This is a genomic window from Pseudomonas sp. F8002 (assembly GCF_013385495.1).
GTDB lineage: Bacteria > Pseudomonadota > Gammaproteobacteria > Pseudomonadales > Pseudomonadaceae > Aquipseudomonas.
Genome location: NZ_JACAPW010000029.1, coordinates 120,160 through 138,241, shown reverse-complemented (window position 1 = coordinate 138,241; position 18,082 = coordinate 120,160). Strand labels below are relative to the sequence as shown.

At 62.1% G+C, this 18,082-nt stretch carries 16 protein-coding genes; 12 read left to right on the top strand and 4 right to left on the bottom strand.

Annotation, left to right across the window (positions count from 1 at the left end):
• The first annotated feature begins 312 nt into the window (after nucleotides 1-312).
• The 8 genes from HX811_RS21425 to HX811_RS21390 all read left to right on the top strand — a co-directional run bounded on the left by HX811_RS21425 (nucleotide 313) and on the right by HX811_RS21390 (nucleotide 9,191).
• Complete coding sequence (locus HX811_RS21425; RefSeq protein WP_003218429.1) at nucleotides 313-1,215, top strand: AraC family transcriptional regulator; 903 nt, start codon at nucleotides 313-315, stop codon at nucleotides 1,213-1,215.
• A gap of 133 nt (nucleotides 1,216-1,348) precedes the next feature.
• Complete coding sequence (locus tag HX811_RS21420; RefSeq protein WP_003218431.1) at nucleotides 1,349-3,577, top strand: TonB-dependent siderophore receptor; 2,229 nt, start codon at nucleotides 1,349-1,351, stop codon at nucleotides 3,575-3,577.
• A 26-nt stretch (nucleotides 3,578-3,603) separates the two neighbouring features.
• On the top strand, nucleotides 3,604-4,434 hold the full coding sequence (locus HX811_RS21415) for a PepSY domain-containing protein (protein ID WP_008436204.1): 831 nt from the start codon (nucleotides 3,604-3,606) through the stop codon (nucleotides 4,432-4,434).
• The gene (locus tag HX811_RS21410; RefSeq protein ID WP_003218435.1) at nucleotides 4,431-5,546 is read left to right on the top strand and encodes an ABC transporter substrate-binding protein; all 1,116 of its coding nucleotides are present in this window, start codon (nucleotides 4,431-4,433) and stop codon (nucleotides 5,544-5,546) included. The genes HX811_RS21415 and HX811_RS21410 overlap by 4 nt, the downstream gene beginning before the upstream one ends.
• A complete protein-coding gene (locus HX811_RS21405) occupies nucleotides 5,543-6,610 on the top strand; it encodes an iron ABC transporter permease (RefSeq protein WP_023658859.1) in 1,068 nt (355 codons plus the stop codon). The genes HX811_RS21410 and HX811_RS21405 overlap by 4 nt, the downstream gene beginning before the upstream one ends.
• 26 nt (nucleotides 6,611-6,636) lie before the next feature.
• Entirely contained in the window at nucleotides 6,637-7,416 is a 780-nt protein-coding gene (locus tag HX811_RS21400; protein ID WP_003218440.1) for an ABC transporter ATP-binding protein, read from the top strand.
• Nucleotides 7,417-7,419: 3 nt separating this feature from the next.
• On the top strand, nucleotides 7,420-8,640 hold the full coding sequence (locus HX811_RS21395) for an MFS transporter (protein WP_003218442.1): 1,221 nt from the start codon (nucleotides 7,420-7,422) through the stop codon (nucleotides 8,638-8,640).
• Nucleotides 8,641-8,747: 107 nt separating this feature from the next.
• Nucleotides 8,748-9,191, top strand: coding sequence for a hypothetical protein (locus tag HX811_RS21390; protein ID WP_008436193.1), 444 nt, complete (start codon nucleotides 8,748-8,750; stop codon nucleotides 9,189-9,191).
• An 18-nt stretch (nucleotides 9,192-9,209) separates the two neighbouring features.
• Here the strand turns inward: HX811_RS21390 and pssA are convergent, their stop codons facing one another.
• Nucleotides 9,210-10,553, bottom strand: a complete 1,344-nt coding sequence (gene pssA, locus HX811_RS21385; protein ID WP_177047269.1) for a CDP-diacylglycerol--serine O-phosphatidyltransferase — start codon at nucleotides 10,551-10,553, stop codon at nucleotides 9,210-9,212.
• Nucleotides 10,554-10,678: 125 nt separating this feature from the next.
• Between pssA and HX811_RS21380 the strand changes: the two genes are divergently transcribed.
• Both HX811_RS21380 and HX811_RS21375 read left to right on the top strand, forming a co-directional pair.
• The gene (locus HX811_RS21380) at nucleotides 10,679-11,230 is read left to right on the top strand and encodes a TetR/AcrR family transcriptional regulator (protein WP_177035623.1); all 552 of its coding nucleotides are present in this window, start codon (nucleotides 10,679-10,681) and stop codon (nucleotides 11,228-11,230) included.
• A gap of 32 nt (nucleotides 11,231-11,262) precedes the next feature.
• A complete protein-coding gene (locus HX811_RS21375; protein WP_177047267.1) occupies nucleotides 11,263-11,742 on the top strand; it encodes a nuclear transport factor 2 family protein in 480 nt (159 codons plus the stop codon).
• Nucleotides 11,743-11,868: 126 nt separating this feature from the next.
• Here the strand turns inward: HX811_RS21375 and HX811_RS21370 are convergent, their stop codons facing one another.
• Both HX811_RS21370 and HX811_RS21365 read right to left on the bottom strand, forming a co-directional pair.
• Nucleotides 11,869-13,029 (bottom strand): PQQ-dependent sugar dehydrogenase, encoded by a 1,161-nt coding sequence (locus HX811_RS21370; protein WP_177047265.1) that lies wholly within the window; start codon nucleotides 13,027-13,029, stop codon nucleotides 11,869-11,871.
• A gap of 30 nt (nucleotides 13,030-13,059) precedes the next feature.
• Complete coding sequence (locus HX811_RS21365) at nucleotides 13,060-13,380, bottom strand: hypothetical protein (protein ID WP_003218454.1); 321 nt, start codon at nucleotides 13,378-13,380, stop codon at nucleotides 13,060-13,062.
• 196 nt (nucleotides 13,381-13,576) lie between these two features.
• Here HX811_RS21365 and HX811_RS21360 point away from each other — a divergent pair, with 196 nt between their 5' ends.
• Together HX811_RS21360 and ligD are read left to right on the top strand one after the other, a co-directional pair.
• Complete coding sequence (locus HX811_RS21360; RefSeq protein WP_003218456.1) at nucleotides 13,577-14,425, top strand: Ku protein; 849 nt, start codon at nucleotides 13,577-13,579, stop codon at nucleotides 14,423-14,425.
• 11 nt (nucleotides 14,426-14,436) lie between these two features.
• The gene (ligD, locus tag HX811_RS21355) at nucleotides 14,437-16,935 is read left to right on the top strand and encodes a DNA ligase D (protein ID WP_177047263.1); all 2,499 of its coding nucleotides are present in this window, start codon (nucleotides 14,437-14,439) and stop codon (nucleotides 16,933-16,935) included.
• A gap of 18 nt (nucleotides 16,936-16,953) precedes the next feature.
• On the opposite strand, the gene lpxO is transcribed toward ligD, so the two are convergent.
• Entirely contained in the window at nucleotides 16,954-17,853 is a 900-nt protein-coding gene (gene lpxO / locus HX811_RS21350; protein WP_008436177.1) for a lipid A hydroxylase LpxO, read from the bottom strand.
• Nucleotides 17,854-18,082: the final 229 nt, after the last annotated feature.

Below are 18,082 nucleotides of genomic sequence, written 5' to 3'. Positions count from 1 at the left end.
CGTGAACAAAAGGCCTGCGGGGCAAGGGTGAAAAGGGCTAGGGAGAATGGGTCATTGAGCGGTTCATCCATGAGTCGCCAAGGGCTGCGGAAATGAGAGTGATTATTAATAGGCAAAAGCCGCAGCACGGCAACCGGCAGGACATTCGTTTGCGCGGCTTTTTCTTTTGATTGCGCTACAGCGTGAGTTTCTGCGGCCTGCAGCGATGAGGCGTGGTCCGGGCTTTCGGCTAAAGGATAATCATTCTTAATTACAGGTAAGAAATTTCCTGCTAGCGTATGCCCCTCTTTTCCGGTTCACAGGGAGTCCGCCATGCTCAGCCCACACGCTGCGCCGCTACCGACCCAAAGGGATTTCACCCTCAATTTTCCCAACACTTTGAACACGGGTGCCGCCACCGTCGTGCCGGAAATCACCCTGTCCGCCGGGACTGTGTTGATGGACAGCCAGATGTGGATGCAAGAGCCGCTGTGGCAGGGTTTGAAGATCATCCTGGTGCTCAGCGGCCAGCTCAATTGCCGGGTCGAAGGCCAGCAGGAAGTGGAGATTCGCGGGCCGACCCTGTGCGCCGTGGCCAACCAGGGTGAACATTGTGGCGATCACCTGTTCGCCAGTGGTGTGCCGGTGCGCTACACCACCGTGCAGCTGGATTTCCCGTCGATCCGCAGCGTCGGCCTTGAGCCTGAGCGCCTGCTGGATAAACGCGGCGGCGGGCCGATGATGTTCTGCCAGCCCGCGAGCAAACCGTTGCTCGCCCTTGCCCAACAGATTTTCACCTGCCCGTTGCAGGGCCCTGCCCGCTCCTTCTATCTGGGCGGCAAGGCCCTGGAGCTGACAGCGCTGGGGGTGGAGGGAATTCTCGCGCAAACCGAGTCGCGCCCGGTGCAGGACGCCCATTGCAACTCAGCGGACATCGAACGCATTCATGCCGCCCGCGACCTGTTGCTCGGTTCGTTGCAGGCTTCGCCGTCATTGGCCGAGCTGTCTCGCGCAGTCGGCCTCAACCCGCGCAAATTGACCGCGGGCTTTCGTCAGGTATTCGGCACCAGTGTCTATGTGTACTTGCAGGAACAGCGCCTGGCCGAAGCCTATCGCCTGCTCGCCAGCGGTGAGACCAATGTGTCCAGCGCCGCGTACCGCGTGGGTTACAGCCCGGCGCATTTCTCCACGGCGTTTCGCAAGCGTTTCGGGGTTTCGCCCAAGGCGTTGCGCTGACGGGTTGTGAAAGTTCCGCCCTGCCCCGCAAACGAAAGAAATGATCGCTCGACCCAAAGCAATAGCCCTGCGTCACAACGCCTGGATGAGATACGTTTGCATTCGCATTGAACACCTCATCATGGAGTGAAGCATGGGCACCCGCGTTCTGTACCGAGACACCCCAGGTTTGCCAATCGATACCGCAGTCCCGCACTTGAAAACCAGTCGCAAGCCCTTGGCAACCCTGATCCATGGCGTTGCCCTGGGCCTGTCGCTGACCCAGATGAACCTTGTGCAGGCCGCCGAGGCGGACACCGATCACGCCCTGGTGCTCGACAGCAGCGTGGTCACCGGGACCCAAGCCGACAGCCCCACCGGACAACAGGCCGGCTACGTGGCCAAGCGTAGCCTCAGCGGGACCAAGACCGACACCGCGCTCAATGAAATCCCCCAGTCGATCTCCGTAGTGACCCGCGACCAGATGGACGCGCAGCAAGTGCAATCGGTGAGCGAAGCGTTGCGCTACACGGCCGGCGTGCAGGCCAACACTACCGCCGCCAGCCAGCGCTTCGACAACCTCTCGATTCGCGGCTTCGACGTGACCAGCACCGGCATGTTGCGCGACGGCTTACGTGGCACCACCACCCAGGCCTGGCCAAAAGCCGAAGCCTATGGCCTGGAACGCATCGACGTGCTCAAGGGCCCGGCCTCGGTGTTGTTCGGCCAGAACGCACCGGGCGGTGTGGTCAACCAGATCAGCAAGCGGCCACTGGACCAGTCGTTCCATGAAGTGCAGCTCCAGGGCGGCAGTTTCGACCGCGCCCAGGGCCAGTTCGACTTCAGCGGGCCACTGGATGACCAGAGGCAATTCCTCTATCGGCTGGTGGGCCTGGAGCGCAGCAGCGGCACCCAGTTCGATCACATCAAGGACGACAAAACCTTCATCGCGCCGTCGTTTACCTGGCGGCCGAACGACGACACCAGCCTGACCGTACTGGCCGATTACTCGGAGGATGAATTCGGCGCGCCCCGGGTGTTCCTGCCGACGGTGGGCACGCTCAAGCCGAACCCGAATGGCAAGGTCAAACACAACGTCTTTCTCGACGAACCCGGCCTGGACAACGGCCGCACGCAATACTCGCTGGGCTACCTGTTGGAGCACCGGATCAACGATGTGTGGAGCCTGAATTCCAGCGCACGTTATGGCCACGTCAACCTGCTGACCAACACCGCCAGCGGCATGTCCCTGGCGCCGGACCTGCGCACCTTGAACCGGTCGGCCTACCGCTTCCGCATCGTCGGCGACGTGTACTCCCTGGACAACAATGCCCAGGCCCGCTGGAACCTTGGCGAGGTGCAGATGGTGTCGCTGCTGGGGGTCGATTACCGGCGCACCCGTGAAGACTATTACCTCAACGGCGGCGCGGCATCGTCGATCGACATCTACAACCCGGTGCACGGGGGTGTGTTCGCGCCGAACACCCCGTTCGCCAGCACCTTGCAGCGCGCCGACCAGACCGGGCTCTACGCCCAGCAGCAGATGACGTTCAACGACCGTTGGGTACTGACCGTCGGCGGTCGCCAGGATCATTCGAGTGCGCGCACCGACAACCGCCTGACCGACACCGGGCAGAAGCAGGACGACAACAAGTTCACCTACCGTGCAGGCCTCGTTTACCTGGCCGACAACGGCCTGTCGCCGTACATCAGCTACGCCACCTCGTTCGACCCGGTGCTCGGCACTGATTTCTACGGCACCAGCTTCAAACCGAGCACCGCCAAGCAGTCGGAAGTCGGCATCAAGTACCAGCCGCCCGGGATCGACAGCTACATCACCCTGTCGCTGTTCGACCTGACCCAGCAGAACGTCAAGACCACCGACCCGAGCAACCCGCTGAACAGCGTGCAGACCGGTGAGGTCAACGTGCGCGGCGTGGAGCTGGAAGGCAAGGCCAGCCTCGCCAAGGGCCTGGACCTGCTGGCAACCCTGACCTACAACGACGCCGAAGTCAGCAAGAGCAACAACCCGCTGGAAAAAGGCAACCGCCCCACCGACACCCCGGAAAAAATGGCGTCGTTGTGGGCTGACTACACCCTGCCCTTTGGCCCGCTCACCGGGCTCGGATTTGGCGTCGGCGTACGCTATATCGGTTCCACCGAGGCCGATGCTGCCAACACTGTGAGCGTGCCCTCCTACACCTTGCTCGACGCGGCGGTGCACTACGATTTCGACAAGCTGATCCCGGCGGCCAAGGGCCTGCGCCTGGCGGTGAATGCCACCAACCTGACCGACAAGCACTATTACGAAGGCTGCTCCCTCTCCAGCTGCAGTGCCGGGTATGACCGCAGTGTCATCGCCAGCCTGCGCTATCGCTGGTAACTGCCATGCGTGGGTGGTGGCTTCGTGTGCATCGATGGCTGGCGCTGAGCGTCGGCCTGCTGCTGGCGCTGATTGGCTTGAGCGGTGCGCTGCTGGAACTCAAGGGGCCGATCCTGCGCTGGGAGGTCGGCAGCCAGGCCTTGGACCTGGCTCCGGTTGAACACGGCGCACTGCTGGATGACGCGCAGTGGATCAGCGCGGCACTGGGTGCCTACCCGCAATTTCAGAAAGTCTTTGGCGCCGCAAAACCGCGCCAGGGTTTCCTGGAATCGGACAACGCGATCGTCTTCGGAGCCCTGGAGGATCGGCCCGGCATCGGCATTGCGATGATCGATCCCTACAGTGCCGAGCCACGGGCATTTTTTGTGTTCGATGACCTGTGGCTGGCGAAGCTGGTGGCGCTGCACCGGGCACTGCTGTTGCCGCCGCCCATTGGCGCCGTCGCCCTGTTTGCCTGTGGCCTGGTGCTGCTGGGCTCGGTGGGCAGCGGCCTGTACCTGTGGTGGCCGGGGCGGCGCAGCTGGTGGAAAGCCGCCAGCTTGCGCCCGGGCAGCCAGGGCCTGCGCCGCCTGCGGGAATGGCACAACGTCGCAGCCGCCTGGCTGTGCCTGCCGTTGGCGGTGATTGCCGGCAGCGGCGCCTGGCTGGCCCGGCCCGACTGGTTCTTCGCCAACCCCGCCGCGATCAAACCGCTGTTCTCCGCCGCCCACGGCCACCTGTTGCTCGGGTTGCCCGGCGCGGCCCTGGCCTTTCTTTGCGGCCTGGCATTGCCGCTGCTCTATCTCACCGGGCTGTTGTTGTGGTGGCGCAAACGCGTCCGCCACGTGCGCCCAACTGTTCAAGGAAATTGTTCATGAAACACCCTCTGTTGTTGCAACGCGGCCTGCTGCTCGGTCTTGGCCTGTTAATGAGCGGCCTGGCCTGCGCCCACACCGTCACCGACCTGGCGGGGCGCAAGGTCGACGTACCGGACAAGGTCTCGCATATCCTGCTGGGTGAAGGCCGGATGATCTACTCGCTGTCGCTCCTTGAAGGCAAGAACCCGTTTACCCGCATCGCCGGCTGGCAAGGGGATTTTCGCGGCCTGGACGTGCAGGGTTACGCCGCGTTCCAGAAGCACTTTCCCGAAGCCGACAACGTACCGTTGGTAGGCGGCACCTCCGCCGAAACCTTCAGTGTGGAAAAGGCCCTGGCGGTACACCCGGACCTGGCGATCATGGCCTTGAGCGGCGGCCATGGCCCGAGCCCCGACAGCGAGGCGGTCAAGCAGCTGGAAGCGGCCGGCGTGGCGGTGATTTTCGTCGACTTCAGCGACCATCCGCTGAGCAACACGGTGCCGAGCATGCGCCTGCTGGGCAAGGCTCTGGACCGTAATCAACAAGCCGAGGACTACATCGCGTTTTACCAGGCCTCGCTGGCCAAGGTCACCGATACCCTGGCCAAGGCCGGGACGGTAAAACGGCCGAAGATCTTCATCGACATGCTCGCTGGCCTGCAGGATTGCTGTGGTTCGCCGGGCACCGGCAACTTCGGGGAAATGATCAAACTCGCGGGTGGCCGGAACATCGCCGACGGGCGCATTCCCGGCCCGATCGGCACATTGAACGTCGAATACATTCTGTCCAGCGATCCGGATGTGTACGTCGCCACCGGCGTATTCGGCCACGGCCAGGGCGGTGTGACCCTCGGCTATTCGGCCACGCCGCAGCAGGCCAACGACAGCCTCAAGCAAGTGTCCCAGCGCGCGCCGCTGAATGAACTGCGGGCGGTACGTGAAGGCAACGTGCATGGCCTCTGGCATATTTTCTATGACTCGCCGGAACACTTGATCGCAGTGCAGGCCCTGGCCAAGTGGCTGCATCCTGAGTTGTTCGCCGACCTGGATCCGGAACAGACCCGAGCCGAATTGTACCGGCGCTTTATGCCAATTCCGGCCAGCGGCGTATTCACCACGAGCCTTGTGCCGTGACGCAGGTGCAAGCCTGTGCGAGCGCCGATGGCGCAGGTGAGCGCTATCGCCACCGCCATGGACGACGGGTATTGCTGTTGTCGGCGCTGGCGTTGGCATTGGTGGTTTCCCTGGCGGTGGACATCACCACCGGGCCTTCCGGCATGAGCCTGACGCGCCTGTTGCAAGTGCTGTGGGACCCGGCTTCGATGCCGCGGGTGGAGGCGGTGATCGTATGGAATGTGCGCCTGCCTTACGCGTTGATGGCGGTACTGGTGGGCGCGGCACTGGCCCTGGCCGGCGCCGAAATGCAGACGGTGCTGGATAACCCGCTGGCCAGCCCGTTCACCCTCGGCGTTTCCGCCGCCGCCGCCTTCGGTGCAGCCCTGGCCATTGTGCTCGGGATGGGCATTCCTGGCGTGCCGGCGCAGTACCTGATTTCGGCCAACGCCTTTCTGTTCGCACTGGCATCGGTGGCATTGCTGTATCTGTTGGCACGCTGGCGTGGGTTTGGTGTGGAGAGCCTGGTGCTGTTCGGGATTGCCCTGGTGTTTGCGTTCAATGCGCTGGTGGCACTGCTGCAGTTTGTGGCGAGCCAGGACAGCCTTCAGCAACTGGTGTTCTGGACCCTGGGCAGCCTGGCCCGGGCGTCCTGGGAAAAGCTCGCGATCCTCGCTGCGGCGTTGCTGCTGTGCCTGCCGTTTTCCCTGCGTCAGAGTTGGGCGTTGACTGCCCTGACCCTGGGCGAGGAACGCGCCCGCAGTTTCGGGATTGATGTCGGCCGCCTGCGGGTGCTGTCGTTGCTGCGCATCAGCCTGCTGTCGGCGCTGGCGGTTTCGTTTGTCGGCACTATCGGTTTTATCGGGCTGATTGCTCCGCATATCGCGCGGCTGTTGGTGGGTGAAGATCACCGCTTGTTCCTGCCAGCGAGCGTGCTCAGCGGTGGCTTGATCCTGTCGATGGCGTCGATTGCCAGCAAGGCATTGATGCCCGGCGTGTTGATTCCGGTGGGGATTGTCACCGCACTGGTGGGAATTCCGTTTTTCATGGCGATTGTGATGCGTAACCGCCGAGGTGCTCTGTGACCGGATTAAGCACACAAGCATTGAGCATGCACTACGGCAGTCGCAGCGTGCTGCAGGACATTCATCTGCCGGCGTTGCTGCCCGGCACCATCACCGCGCTGATCGGCCCCAACGCTGCCGGCAAGTCGACCTTGTTGCGTGGCATCGCCGGACTGCACAAGGCGCACGGCCAGATCTGGCTGGAGGGTGTCGATCTCAATCGCCTGCCGCAAGTCGAGCGCGCGCAACAAGTGGTGTACCTGCCTCAGAGCCTGCCGGAGCGTACGCGCCTGTGCGCCTTCGAAGCGGTACTGAGTGCGGCCATGGCCGGCCATCGCGGCGCGGGTTTTGCGCCTGGGCGGCCGAGCCCGACGGTGCTCAAGGGCGTGGAAAAAATCCTCGCCGACCTCGACCTGACCGCCCTCGCCGACCGCCCGATCGATGCACTTTCCGGTGGCCAGCGCCAACTGGTGGGCCTGGCCCAGGCCCTGGTGCGCCAGCCTCGGGTGTTGCTGCTGGACGAACCCACCAGCGCCCTGGACCTGTATCACCAGTGCCAGGTGGTGGAAGCCATCACCCAGGCCACCCGCGAACGCAACCTGATCACCCTGGTGGTGGTGCACGACATCAACCTCGCCCTGGGCTTCAGTGATCAGGTGGTGGTGTTGCACAACGGTCAGTTGGCCGCTGCCGGGCCACCGCAAGTGGTGATCAATCAGGCGTTGCTGAAAAACGTCTATGGTGTGAGTGGCCGCCTGGAACAGGTGCATGGCCGCCCGCTGGTGATGGTGGATGCACGACTGCCCTTTTCTCCTGCCCTTGGATAACCGATGAACAGCTCCCAAGACGCTGCACTCGCGACTTTGCACACTGACCGCCCATTCAACCTGAGGCCGCTGCTGTTGGCCAACATGGCCTGCACCATGGCGATGATGGCATTTGTCTCGCTGATTGGCCCGATCGCTCGGGTGCTTGGCCTGGCCACCTGGCAGGCAGGTGCGGCGGTCACCGTGTCCGGGGTGATCTGGATGCTTCTGGCTCGTCCATGGGGCCAGGCCAGTGACCGACTGGGCCGGCGCCGTGTGCTGCTGCTGGGCACCGGTGGTTTCACCCTGGCCTACTGGGCGCTGTGCGTGTTTATCGATGCGTCCCTGCAACTGCTGCCATCGGCCATGTTGGCGTTTATCGGGCTGATTCTGGGTCGTGGCCTGATCGGCGTGTTCTACGCTGCGATACCGGTGGGCGGCTATGCGCTGGTGGCCGACAACATTGAGCCTGAGCACCGCGCCAAGGCCATGGCTTCCCTGGGCGCCGCCAACGCCTGCGGCCTGGTGCTGGGCCCGGCGATTGCTGCGCTGTTGGCGCGTCACAGCCTGAGCCTGCCGTTTTATGCGATGGCGGTGTTACCGCTGTTGGGATTCTTGTTGCTGCTGGCCAAATTGCCGCGCCAGGAGCTGCACCTCAAGCAGCCGCCCAAGCCGGTCAACCTCTCGGACCCACGCCTGCGTCGACCGTTGGTGGTGGCGTTTGTCGCGATGCTGTGTGTGTCGATCGCGCAGATAACCGTGGGTTTTTTCGCGTTGGATCGCTTGAAGATGAACCCGGCCGATGCGGCACAAACTGCCGGTATCGCCCTGACCATGGTCGGGCTGGCGTTGATCTGTTCGCAACTGGTAGTGCGCAAACTGGAGTGGCCGCCGCTGCGGATGATTCGCATCGGTGCGGTGGTGTCAGCCCTGGGATTTGCCGGCAGCATGTTCGCTGATACGGCCTGGATCCTGTGGCTGTGCTTTTTTGTGTCCGCGGCCGGCATGGGCTGGATCTTCCCGTCTTTCGCGGCACTGGCGGCGAATGCGGTGGATGCGTCGGAGCAAGGCGCCACGGCAGGTTCGGTGGGTGCGGCCCAAGGCCTGGGCGTGGTGGTCGGGCCGTTGGCCGGGACCTTGATCTACGCGATCGAACCTCGCCTGCCCTACTTGGTGGCGGCGGCGCTGCTGCTATTGATCGCGTGCTGGCCGGCGGCACGGCAACCAGGTAACACCCCAGGTTGAGCTACCTGTTATTTCTGACAGTAGACGTCCATCCCTGAAAAGCCTCTGATAAAGCGCGTGGCCACAGCATTAGCTGAGGCCACCTACCTTTTCTGGAGACAAGCACCATGAGCGACGACCTGAATGACTTGACGACATTTACTGACAGAAATTGGAATGGCTGGCACCCGGACCGCCCAGACACCGCAAAGCTTGAGCCACGGACGCCTGGGAACGATCACGAGTTCTACCTCACCAATGCATCCGATGCGGTTCATGAGATGGGTATCTCCAAGTCCTACTCATTCATAAAGGGCACTGAATACACAGTGATCTTTGAATACCGGACCCTATCGGAAACGGACATCATCGTGTTGGCGGGAGGCTTGGAGCAAGCATACGGGCCACATCCACCGTCTCCCGGCTGGACGCGCCTGACTGTCCCTCTTCCGTACGTGAAAGAGGACGGAGGCACTCACCCAATCTCAATCAGACTCTGGTCAAGAAGTGCAGGCAGCGAACCCCATCGCTACGACTTGGACAACATTCTTGTCAGGTCGATTCCGGATTAACCTGCAAGGTCTCGGGCCCTACAAAATCCGATACAGCAAACGCTCGATCCGCACCCGGCTGACCCGGCGCAAGAACTTGCCGACGGCCGCCGGGTACTCCACCAGGGTTTCCAGCTGCTGGTAGCGTTCAATACGCGAGGTGTGCTGGAAAATCTCGGCAAGCTCGGTGCGCCGTGGCCCTGCCCACTCACCCTTGGGATCATCGATCAGCAAGGCGTTTTCCAGGTCGAGGCGAAACGCTCGTGGGTTGATGTTGTTGCCGGTCAGCAAGGTGTAGCGCTGGTCGACCCACATGCCCTTGAGGTGGTAGGTGTTGTCGCCGTCGCGCCACAGGTGCAGGTTCAGCTGGCCGCTGTCGATCATGCGCTGGTGGCGCTTGGCGAAGCGACGCAGGCTGATTTCGTAGAGGTACGGCAGCGCGGCGATGACCTTGAACGGTTCGCTCGGCGGGATGTAGAAGTCGTTGGCGGTCTTGTCGCCGACAATGATGTCGATCTTCACCCCCCGGGCCAGGGCGCGGTTGATTTCCCGGGTTACCGGCAGCGGCAGGTTGAAGTACGGCGTACAGATAGTCAGCTGGTGCTGGGCGCTGGCAATCAGCTCGCAGATCACCCGGCTCAGGGGGTTGTTCTTGCACACGCCCAACAACGGACTGACCGTCAGGTTGCCGTTGGGCAACTGCCCCGCCGAGGTGTCATACACCGCGTGTTTGAGGCGGCTGCGCAGGTCGCCGATGTCGTTGCGCAGGCTGCGGGTGGTCGGTGGGTTGGGCAGGTCCAGGCGATGCACCGCCTTGGCGGCCACCAGGCCGTGCTCCACCAAGTGCTGCATCGAGTCGGCCAGCGCCTTGTTGTGGATCAGGTGATAACGGTCATAGCGGTACTTGTCGAACTTGTGCAGGTACACGTTATTCAGGCTGGCGCCGCTGTACAGCACGCTGTCATCGATCACGAAGCCCTTGAGGTGCAGCACGCCGAACAGTTCGCGGGTTTGCACCGGCACGCCGTACACCGGCACTTCGGTGCTGTGGGACTCGGTCATGGCCTGATACCAGGCGCTGTTGCCCGGTTGCTTGCCGGCACCGATCAAACCGCGCTGGGCCCGCAGCGAGTCGACCACCACCACGATATCCAGCCCGGGCCGGGCGGCCTTGGCAGCGTGCAACGCGTCGTAGATCTCTTGCCCCGCCTCATCCTGCTGCAGGTACAACGCTACGATGTAGATGCGCTGGGTGGCCTGGGAAATTTTCTCCAGCAGGCAACGGCGGTACTCGGCGGCGCCGGACAGCACCTCGATCGCGTCGGGCGTGAGGGGAAAACCGCGCAGCTTGGGCAACAGGGAGCGTTTGAATAACGACGGCATAGGGCTCGCAATGGGTCGAATCCGAAGGACTCCAGAGCTTACACCATGGGCTGGCTCAGGTCTTCCCGCCCAGGGTTAAAAATAATTAATTGACCAAGGAGAACGATCGTTCTACTGTAATCTCCATGAACGATATCACTCGCGACATTATCCTCGACGTTACCGAAAAGTTGATCTACCGAAATGGCATCGCTGCCACCGGCATGGATCTTCTGGTGAAAACCGCCGGCGTCTCCAGAAAGAGCGTCTACCGCTACTTCGCCAACAAGGACGAACTGGTGATTGCCGCCCTGCAACGCCGCGACGAGCGCTGGATGCAGTGGCTGCGCAGCGAAGTTGAACACCACTCCACCACGGGCGAGCGCCTGCTGGGTGTGTTCAGCGCGTTGAAAACCTGGTTCGGCTCCGATGACTTTCGCGGCTGCGCCTTCATCAACACCAGCGGCGAGACCGGCGACCCGCACAACCCGGTGCGCCAACTGGCCAAGGCCCATAAACAGAAACTGTTCGAGTACGCCCTCGAACTGTGTCAAGCACATGGCACCCCCGACCCGGAACGCCAGGCCGCGCACCTGCTGATCCTGATTGATGGCGCCATTACCGTTGCCCTGGTGATGGGCGACACCACCGCTGCCGATAATGCGCAATCCATCGCGCGAACCCTATTGCAACTTTGACCTGACTTTTAAACCTGTGAAGGAGCCGTCCCATGTCATCCACTGCTGAAATACGCCCGCCGTTGCCGCCGTTTACCCGTGAGTCGGCGATTGAAAAAGTTCGCCTGGCCGAAGACGGCTGGAATTCCCGGGACCCGCAACGGGTCTCCCTGGCCTATACCCTGGATACCCAATGGCGCAACCGCGCCGAGTTCGCCCACAACCGCGAAGAGGCCAAGGCCTTCCTGACCCGCAAATGGGCCAAAGAGCTGGATTATCGGTTGATCAAGGAGTTGTGGGCGTTTACCGCCAACCGCATTGCGGTGCGCTATGCCTATGAATGGCATGACGACTCCGGCAACTGGTTCCGCTCCTACGGCAACGAGAACTGGGAGTTTGACGAGAACGGCTTGATGGCGAACCGGTTTGCCTGCATCAACGACATGCCGATCAAGGAAAGCGAGCGCAAGTTCCACTGGCCGCTGGGACGGCGTCCGGATGAGCATCCGGGGTTGTCGGAGCTTGGGTTGTAGGCTGGACGCTACCCAACTGTGGGAGCGGGCTTGCTCGCGAAGGCAATGGCTCAGCCAACATCTCCAGCGACTGACCCACCGCTTTCGCGAGCAAGCCCGCTCCCACATTGGTATTTGCCGTATCCGTCAGTCCTGGTTCAAACCCACCCGATACAACACGCCGTTATCTTCATCCGTGAGCACATACAGGTAACCATCCGGGCCCTGGCGCACATCGCGGATCCGCGCTTTCAGGCCACCCAGCAGTCGCTCTTCGTGGATGACCTTGTCACCGTCGAACTGCAAGCGAATCAACTCCTGGCTCACCAGTGCACCAATAAACACGTTGTGCTGCCAGGCCTTGAACCGGTCGGCGTCGTAGAACGCCATGCCGCTCACACCCGGGGATTTTTCCCAGACGTGGTGCGGTGCAATGGTGCCTTCGACCGTCTTGCCCTTGGCCTCGGGAATCGGCGTCAGGGAATAGTTGATGCCATGGGTTGCCAGGGGCCAGCCGTAGTTTTTGCCCCGCTCGATGATGTTGATTTCATCCCCGCCGCGCGGGCCATGTTCGTTTTCCCAGAGTGTGCCGTTCCACGGGTTCAGTGCCGCACCCTGGGGGTTACGCTGGCCGTAGGACCAGATTTCCGGCCTCACGCCTTCCTGGCCGACAAAGGGGTTGTCTTCCGGTATACGACCATCCGGGAAGATCCGCACCACTTTGCCTTGCAGCTTGTCGAGGTCCTGGGCGGTGGGCCGGTCGTTGTTTTCCCCGAGGGTCACGAACAGGTAACCATCGCGGTCAAACACCAGCCGCGAGCCGAAGTGGTTGCCCGTGGACAGCTTGGGCTCCTGACGCAGGATCACCTTGAAGTCTTGCAGGCCGCTCAGGTCATCGCTCAAGCGCCCACGCCCGACTGCGGTGCCTGCAGTGCCATTCGTGCCGCCGCCCTCGGCGTAGGACAGGTACACCAGGCGGTCCTCCTTGAAGTCCGGCGACAGCACCACGTCCAGCAGGCCGCCCTGCCCTTTGGCAAACACCTTCGGCACGCCACTCAGGGGCGCGGACAGTTTGCCGTCCGGGCTGACAAACCGCAGGTTGCCGGGACGTTCGGTGACCAGGAAGCCTTGCTTGTCCGGCAGGAACGCCACCGCCCACGGGTGATCGAGGCCCTTGGCAATCGGGGTGACGGTGATACTCCCTTGCTCGCTGGGAAACTGTTGGGTGGCGGCCGCCGAGACAGGCAGCGCCAGGGGCAGCAAGGCAGCGGCGCAGAAGGTCGCTAGAAGGGTTTTGCGTAACAGCATACGGTGGGTTTCCTTGTCGTCTTTACACACTCAATCGCCGCGATTGCCATTGGCGTCACGGGTGGGAGTCTTGGGCTGGATAGCCGGCGGGGTCTGCGCGCCGTCACGGCGCTGGACGCTGTTGCCGATACCGCCGTTTTGCAGGGTCGGCGGCCGCTGTGCCGGCGGAATATAGGTGCCTCGCGCTGCCGGCGCGTTGGGCTGGGTGCCCTGCATGCTGTTGGGATTGGCCTGGTGGATGGGGCCGTTGTAGGGGTTGTTGCTGGTGCCGGGCAGGTTTTGCGCCTGTGCCAACGAACTCAAGGCCAGGCCCAACGCCAATACGGCAAGGTTGCGCAAACGGGTGTTCATGACAAAGCCTCTCTGGACGCAAGTAATACGTGCTTTCGATAACACGCTACGCCTTGGGTTCGACGTTGGTAACTAAATAGTTTCTCATCAGGTGTAACACGATCTGTCTGAAACCCTGGTGCCAGCCGGCTGGCCAGGGAAACTTTTGCCGAATCCGCCCTGTCACCTGAAGACCACACACTTCAGGAATACCGACATGCCACGGGCTATCTGGAAAGGCGCAATCAGTTTTGGCTTGGTGCACATCCCCGTGTCACTGGTCTCGGCCACGTCCTCCCAGGGCGTCGACTTCGACTGGCTGGACAAACGCAGCATGGACCCGGTGGGTTACAAGCGCATCAACAAGACCACCGGCAAGGAAGTCACCAAGGAGAATATCGTCAAGGGCGTGGCCTACGAGAAAGGTCGCTACGTGATCCTCAGCGAAGACGAAATCCGCTCGGCCCACCCCAAGTCCACCCAGACCATCGAAATCATCGCGTTTGTGGCCAGCGACCAGATCCCGTTGCAGAACATCGACACGCCCTACTTCCTGGCCCCCGACAAGCGCGGCGGCAAGGTGTATGCCCTGCTGCGCGAAACCCTGAAGAAAACCCGCAAGGTCGCCCTGGCCAACGTGGTGCTGCACACCAAGCAGCACCTGGCGGCACTGATGCCGCTGGAGTCGGCGCTGGTGCTGGTGATGCTGCGCTGGCCTGCCGAAGTGCGTGGCCTGGACGAGTTGGAATTGGGCAGCGACGTGACCAAACCGACATTGGCCAAGGGCGAACTCGACATGGCCAAGCGTCTGGTGGAAGACATGAGTGCCGACTGGCAGCCGGACGAATACCGCGACAGCTTCCAGGAAAAGATCATGGCGCTGGTGGCGAAGAAGGCCAAGGCCGGCAAGATCGAAGACGTGGAATCCAGCGAAGGTGTCGACGAGCGCAAATCTGCGGACGTGATCGACCTGACGGAGTTGCTCAAGCGCAGCCTGGCCGGCAAGCCCGCGACCAAGGCTGCAGCCAAGAAACCTGCCGCGAAAAAGACCAGCAAGGCTTCATGAGGTAGACCGCCATGGCCAAGCCCCTGAGTGAATACAACGCCAAGCGCGACTTCGATGTGACCGCCGAACCCGCCGGCAGTGCGCCTCGCGCCAGGAACCGGGCGCATGCCCTGTCGTTCGTGATTCAAAAGCACGATGCGCGCAACCTGCATTATGACTTTCGCCTGGAGCTCGACGGCGTCCTCAAAAGCTGGGCGGTGCCCAAGGGCCCAAGCCTCGACCCGAGCCAGAAGCGCCTCGCGGTGCATGTGGAAGATCATCCATTGGGCTACGGCAGTTTCGAGGGCAGCATTCCGGCAGGCCAATACGGCGCTGGCGATGTGATCGTGTGGGATCGCGGTGTATGGCAGCCCCACGATGACCCGCACAAGGCCTACGCGGCCGGCAAGCTGAAGTTCAGCCTGATCGGCGAAAAACTGGCAGGCGACTGGACGCTGGTGCGCACCCGACTCAAGGGCAGCGGCGACAAGGAGCAGTGGTTGTTGATCAAGGAGAACGATCAGCAGGCACGCCCGGTGGCTGACTACGATGTGGTCCAGGCTGAACCGAAAAGCGTGCTGAGCGACGCAACGGTGGGGGCTGCGAAAAAGCCCGCAACACCGAAGAAAGCCAGGCGCAAGCCCTCAACCGCCCTGCCCGATCAACTCGCGCCACAGCTGGCGACACTGGTGGACCGTGCACCGGAAGGCGATTGGGTGTACGAGATCAAATTCGACGGCTATCGCATCCTCACGCGGATTCGCGATGGCGAAGTTCGGTTGTTCACCCGCAATGGCCATGACTGGACGGATCGCCTGCCACGCCAGGCCAAGGCCCTGGAAGCCCTGAAGCTCAAGGACAGTTGGCTCGACGGTGAGGTGGTCAGCCTGAACGCCGACGGGCTGCCGGATTTCCAGGCGCTGCAGAACGCCTTTGATATCGGCCGCAGCCTGGACATTGTCTATTACCTGTTCGATGCGCCGTTCCTGGACGGCCGCGACCAGCGCGAAGCCGCTGTCGAAGAGCGCCGCACCGCACTGAAGGACGCGGTTAGCCGCAGCAAGAGCAAGCTGCTGCGCTTCTCCGAGTCCTTTGCTGCCAACCAGCGGGATATCTTCGAAAGTGCCTGCGACCTGGCGCTGGAGGGCGTGATCGGCAAACGTGCCGGCAGCCCCTACGTTTCCAGGCGTAGCCCGGACTGGATCAAGCTCAAGTGCCGGCTGCGCCAGGAATTCGTGATCGTAGGGTTCACCCGCCCGCAAGGTTCACGCAGCGGGTTTGGCGCGCTGTTGCTGGCGGTCAATGATGACAGCGGCCTGGTGTATGCCGGGCGCGTAGGTACCGGATTCGATCAGGCCGCGCTGAAAAAGATCAGTGCACAGTTGAAGGCGCTGGAACGCCAGACTTCACCGCTGGCCAAGCCCCTGACCAGTGCCCAGGCACGCGGCGTGCACTGGGTCGAGCCGCAGCTGGTGGGCGAAGTGCAATTTGCCGAATGGACCCGCGAAGGTGTGGTGCGCCAGGCGGCGTTTGTCGGGCTGCGCACCGACAAGCCGGCGGAGCAGATTGTGCATGAGCAGCCGCGGACGGCCAAATCGCTGAAGGAAAAACCCCGCAAAAAGGCGGCGGGCACCGGCGCCGTGGCTGGGGTCAGGATTACCCATCCGGACCGAGTCATCGATGCCCAAAGCGCTACACAGAAACTGCAACTGGCACAGTTCTATGAGGGCATCAGCGAATGGCTCCTGCCCTTTCTGCGCAACCGGCCGGTGTCCTTGCTCAGGGCACCGGAAGGCATTGCCGGCGAACAGTTTTTCCAGAAGCACTCCGAGCGCCTGGCGATCCCGAATATCAAGCAACTGGACCAGGCCCTGGACCCGGGCCATGCGCGGCTGATGGAAATCGACAGCCCGGCCGCGCTCATCGGTGCCGTGCAGATGGGTACCGTCGAGTTGCATACCTGGGGCGCTACCGCTGACAAGATTGAAACCCCGGACCTGTTTGTGCTCGACCTCGACCCGGACCCGGCACTGCCGTGGAAAAGCATGCTTGAAGCGGCGCAACTGACCTTGTCGGTACTCGATGAACTGGGGCTTGAAGCGTTCGTCAAGACCAGCGGCGGCAAAGGCCTGCACCTGGTGGTGCCGCTGGCGCGCCGCGACGGCTGGGACTCGGTAAAAGCCTTCGCCAAGGCCATCGCCCAGTTCATGACGCTGCAGTTGCCTGAACGCTTTACCGCAACTTCGGGCCCGAAGAATCGCGTGGGCAAGATCTTCATCGACTACCTGCGCAACGCCCGGGGCGCCAGCACGGTAGCCGCCTACTCGGTGCGGGCGCGGCCCGGCCTGCCGGTATCGATACCGGTGAGTCGTGATGAGTTGAAGAGTTTGCACAGCGCCCAACAATGGACGGTGGCTAACCTGCACGAGCGTTTGCAGGGTTTGAAGAAGGACCCGTGGGCGGGTTATGCCAATCGGCAGAAGATCAGCAAGAAGATGTGGGAGAAGCTGGGGGCGCATCCGCCAGGCTGATGCGCTCCGCTGCCCGGTTCAGATGAGGATGAAGATCGCGGCCAGGCCGGCAAAGATCGCCCACTTTTCCAGGTAGTAACGGGTGCGGTTGCGTTTCTTCAACTCCTTGCCCCGCAGGCGAATCTTGTACAGGCGGGTAAACGCACGGTTCAGGCCGCCGGTCTTGTCACCGGCATCGTTGGGCGAACCGGCCGCGGCCATCACATTGCGGCTGAACCAACGGTTGAACGCGGCCGCCCAGCGGTACTTCATCGGGCGTTCGATATCGCAGAACAGAATGATCCGGTTCTGCTCGGTGGTGTTTTCGGCGTAGTGGATGAAGGTCTCGTCAAACATCACCGGTTCACCGTCGCGCCAGTAGTAGTTTTCACCGTCCACGTTGATGTAGCAGCCCGGGGAGTTGGGCGTGTCCAGGCCCAGGTGGTAACGGTAGGAACCGGCATACGGGTCACGATGGCGTACCAGCTTTGAGCCCGGTGGCAGCTCGGCAAACATCGCGGCCTTGATCGAGCCGATGCTTTGCACCAGCTCGGTGGTGCGCGGGCACAGCTTCATCGCCGAAGGATGGCTGTCGCCGTACCACTTCAAATAGAAACGCTTCCAGCCCGACTTGAAGAACGAATTGAAACCCACGTCATTGTACTGGTCGGAGCGCTTGATCTCGCCTGCGCGCAGCAGGTTCTGGCCTTCCTCGCGGATCTCTTGCCAATGCTCCTGAAGCGGGCTCAGGTCCGGAAAGTCGCTGGGGGACAGGTACGGTCGGCTGGGCAGTTTGGAAAAGAGGTAGAGAAAGCAGTTCACCGGAGCCAGGAAGGTCGAGTGATCGCTGAGCTGGCGCCCCAGCTTGTGGCGCACCCGGCCACGCAGGTGGACATACGCAATAGAGGCAACGTAGAGAGCAACAATGATGAGTTTCAAGGTATTCGTCACAAGTCAGAAGAGAACAGGCTGCTCCCGCGTGCCCACAACGGCCGAGGATTGAAGATGCAGCACCTGAAATCACAATTCACAAAACCGGCAACACGAACGGCTGGGTGACAATCCGGTCGTGGCCATTGGCAGCTATTTTAGCCACACTTTGTAACCAAAGGTTAATCAAGATTTGTGAAAAGGTGTCCAGTGAGTGTGCCAGGAAGAGCAGCAGCGG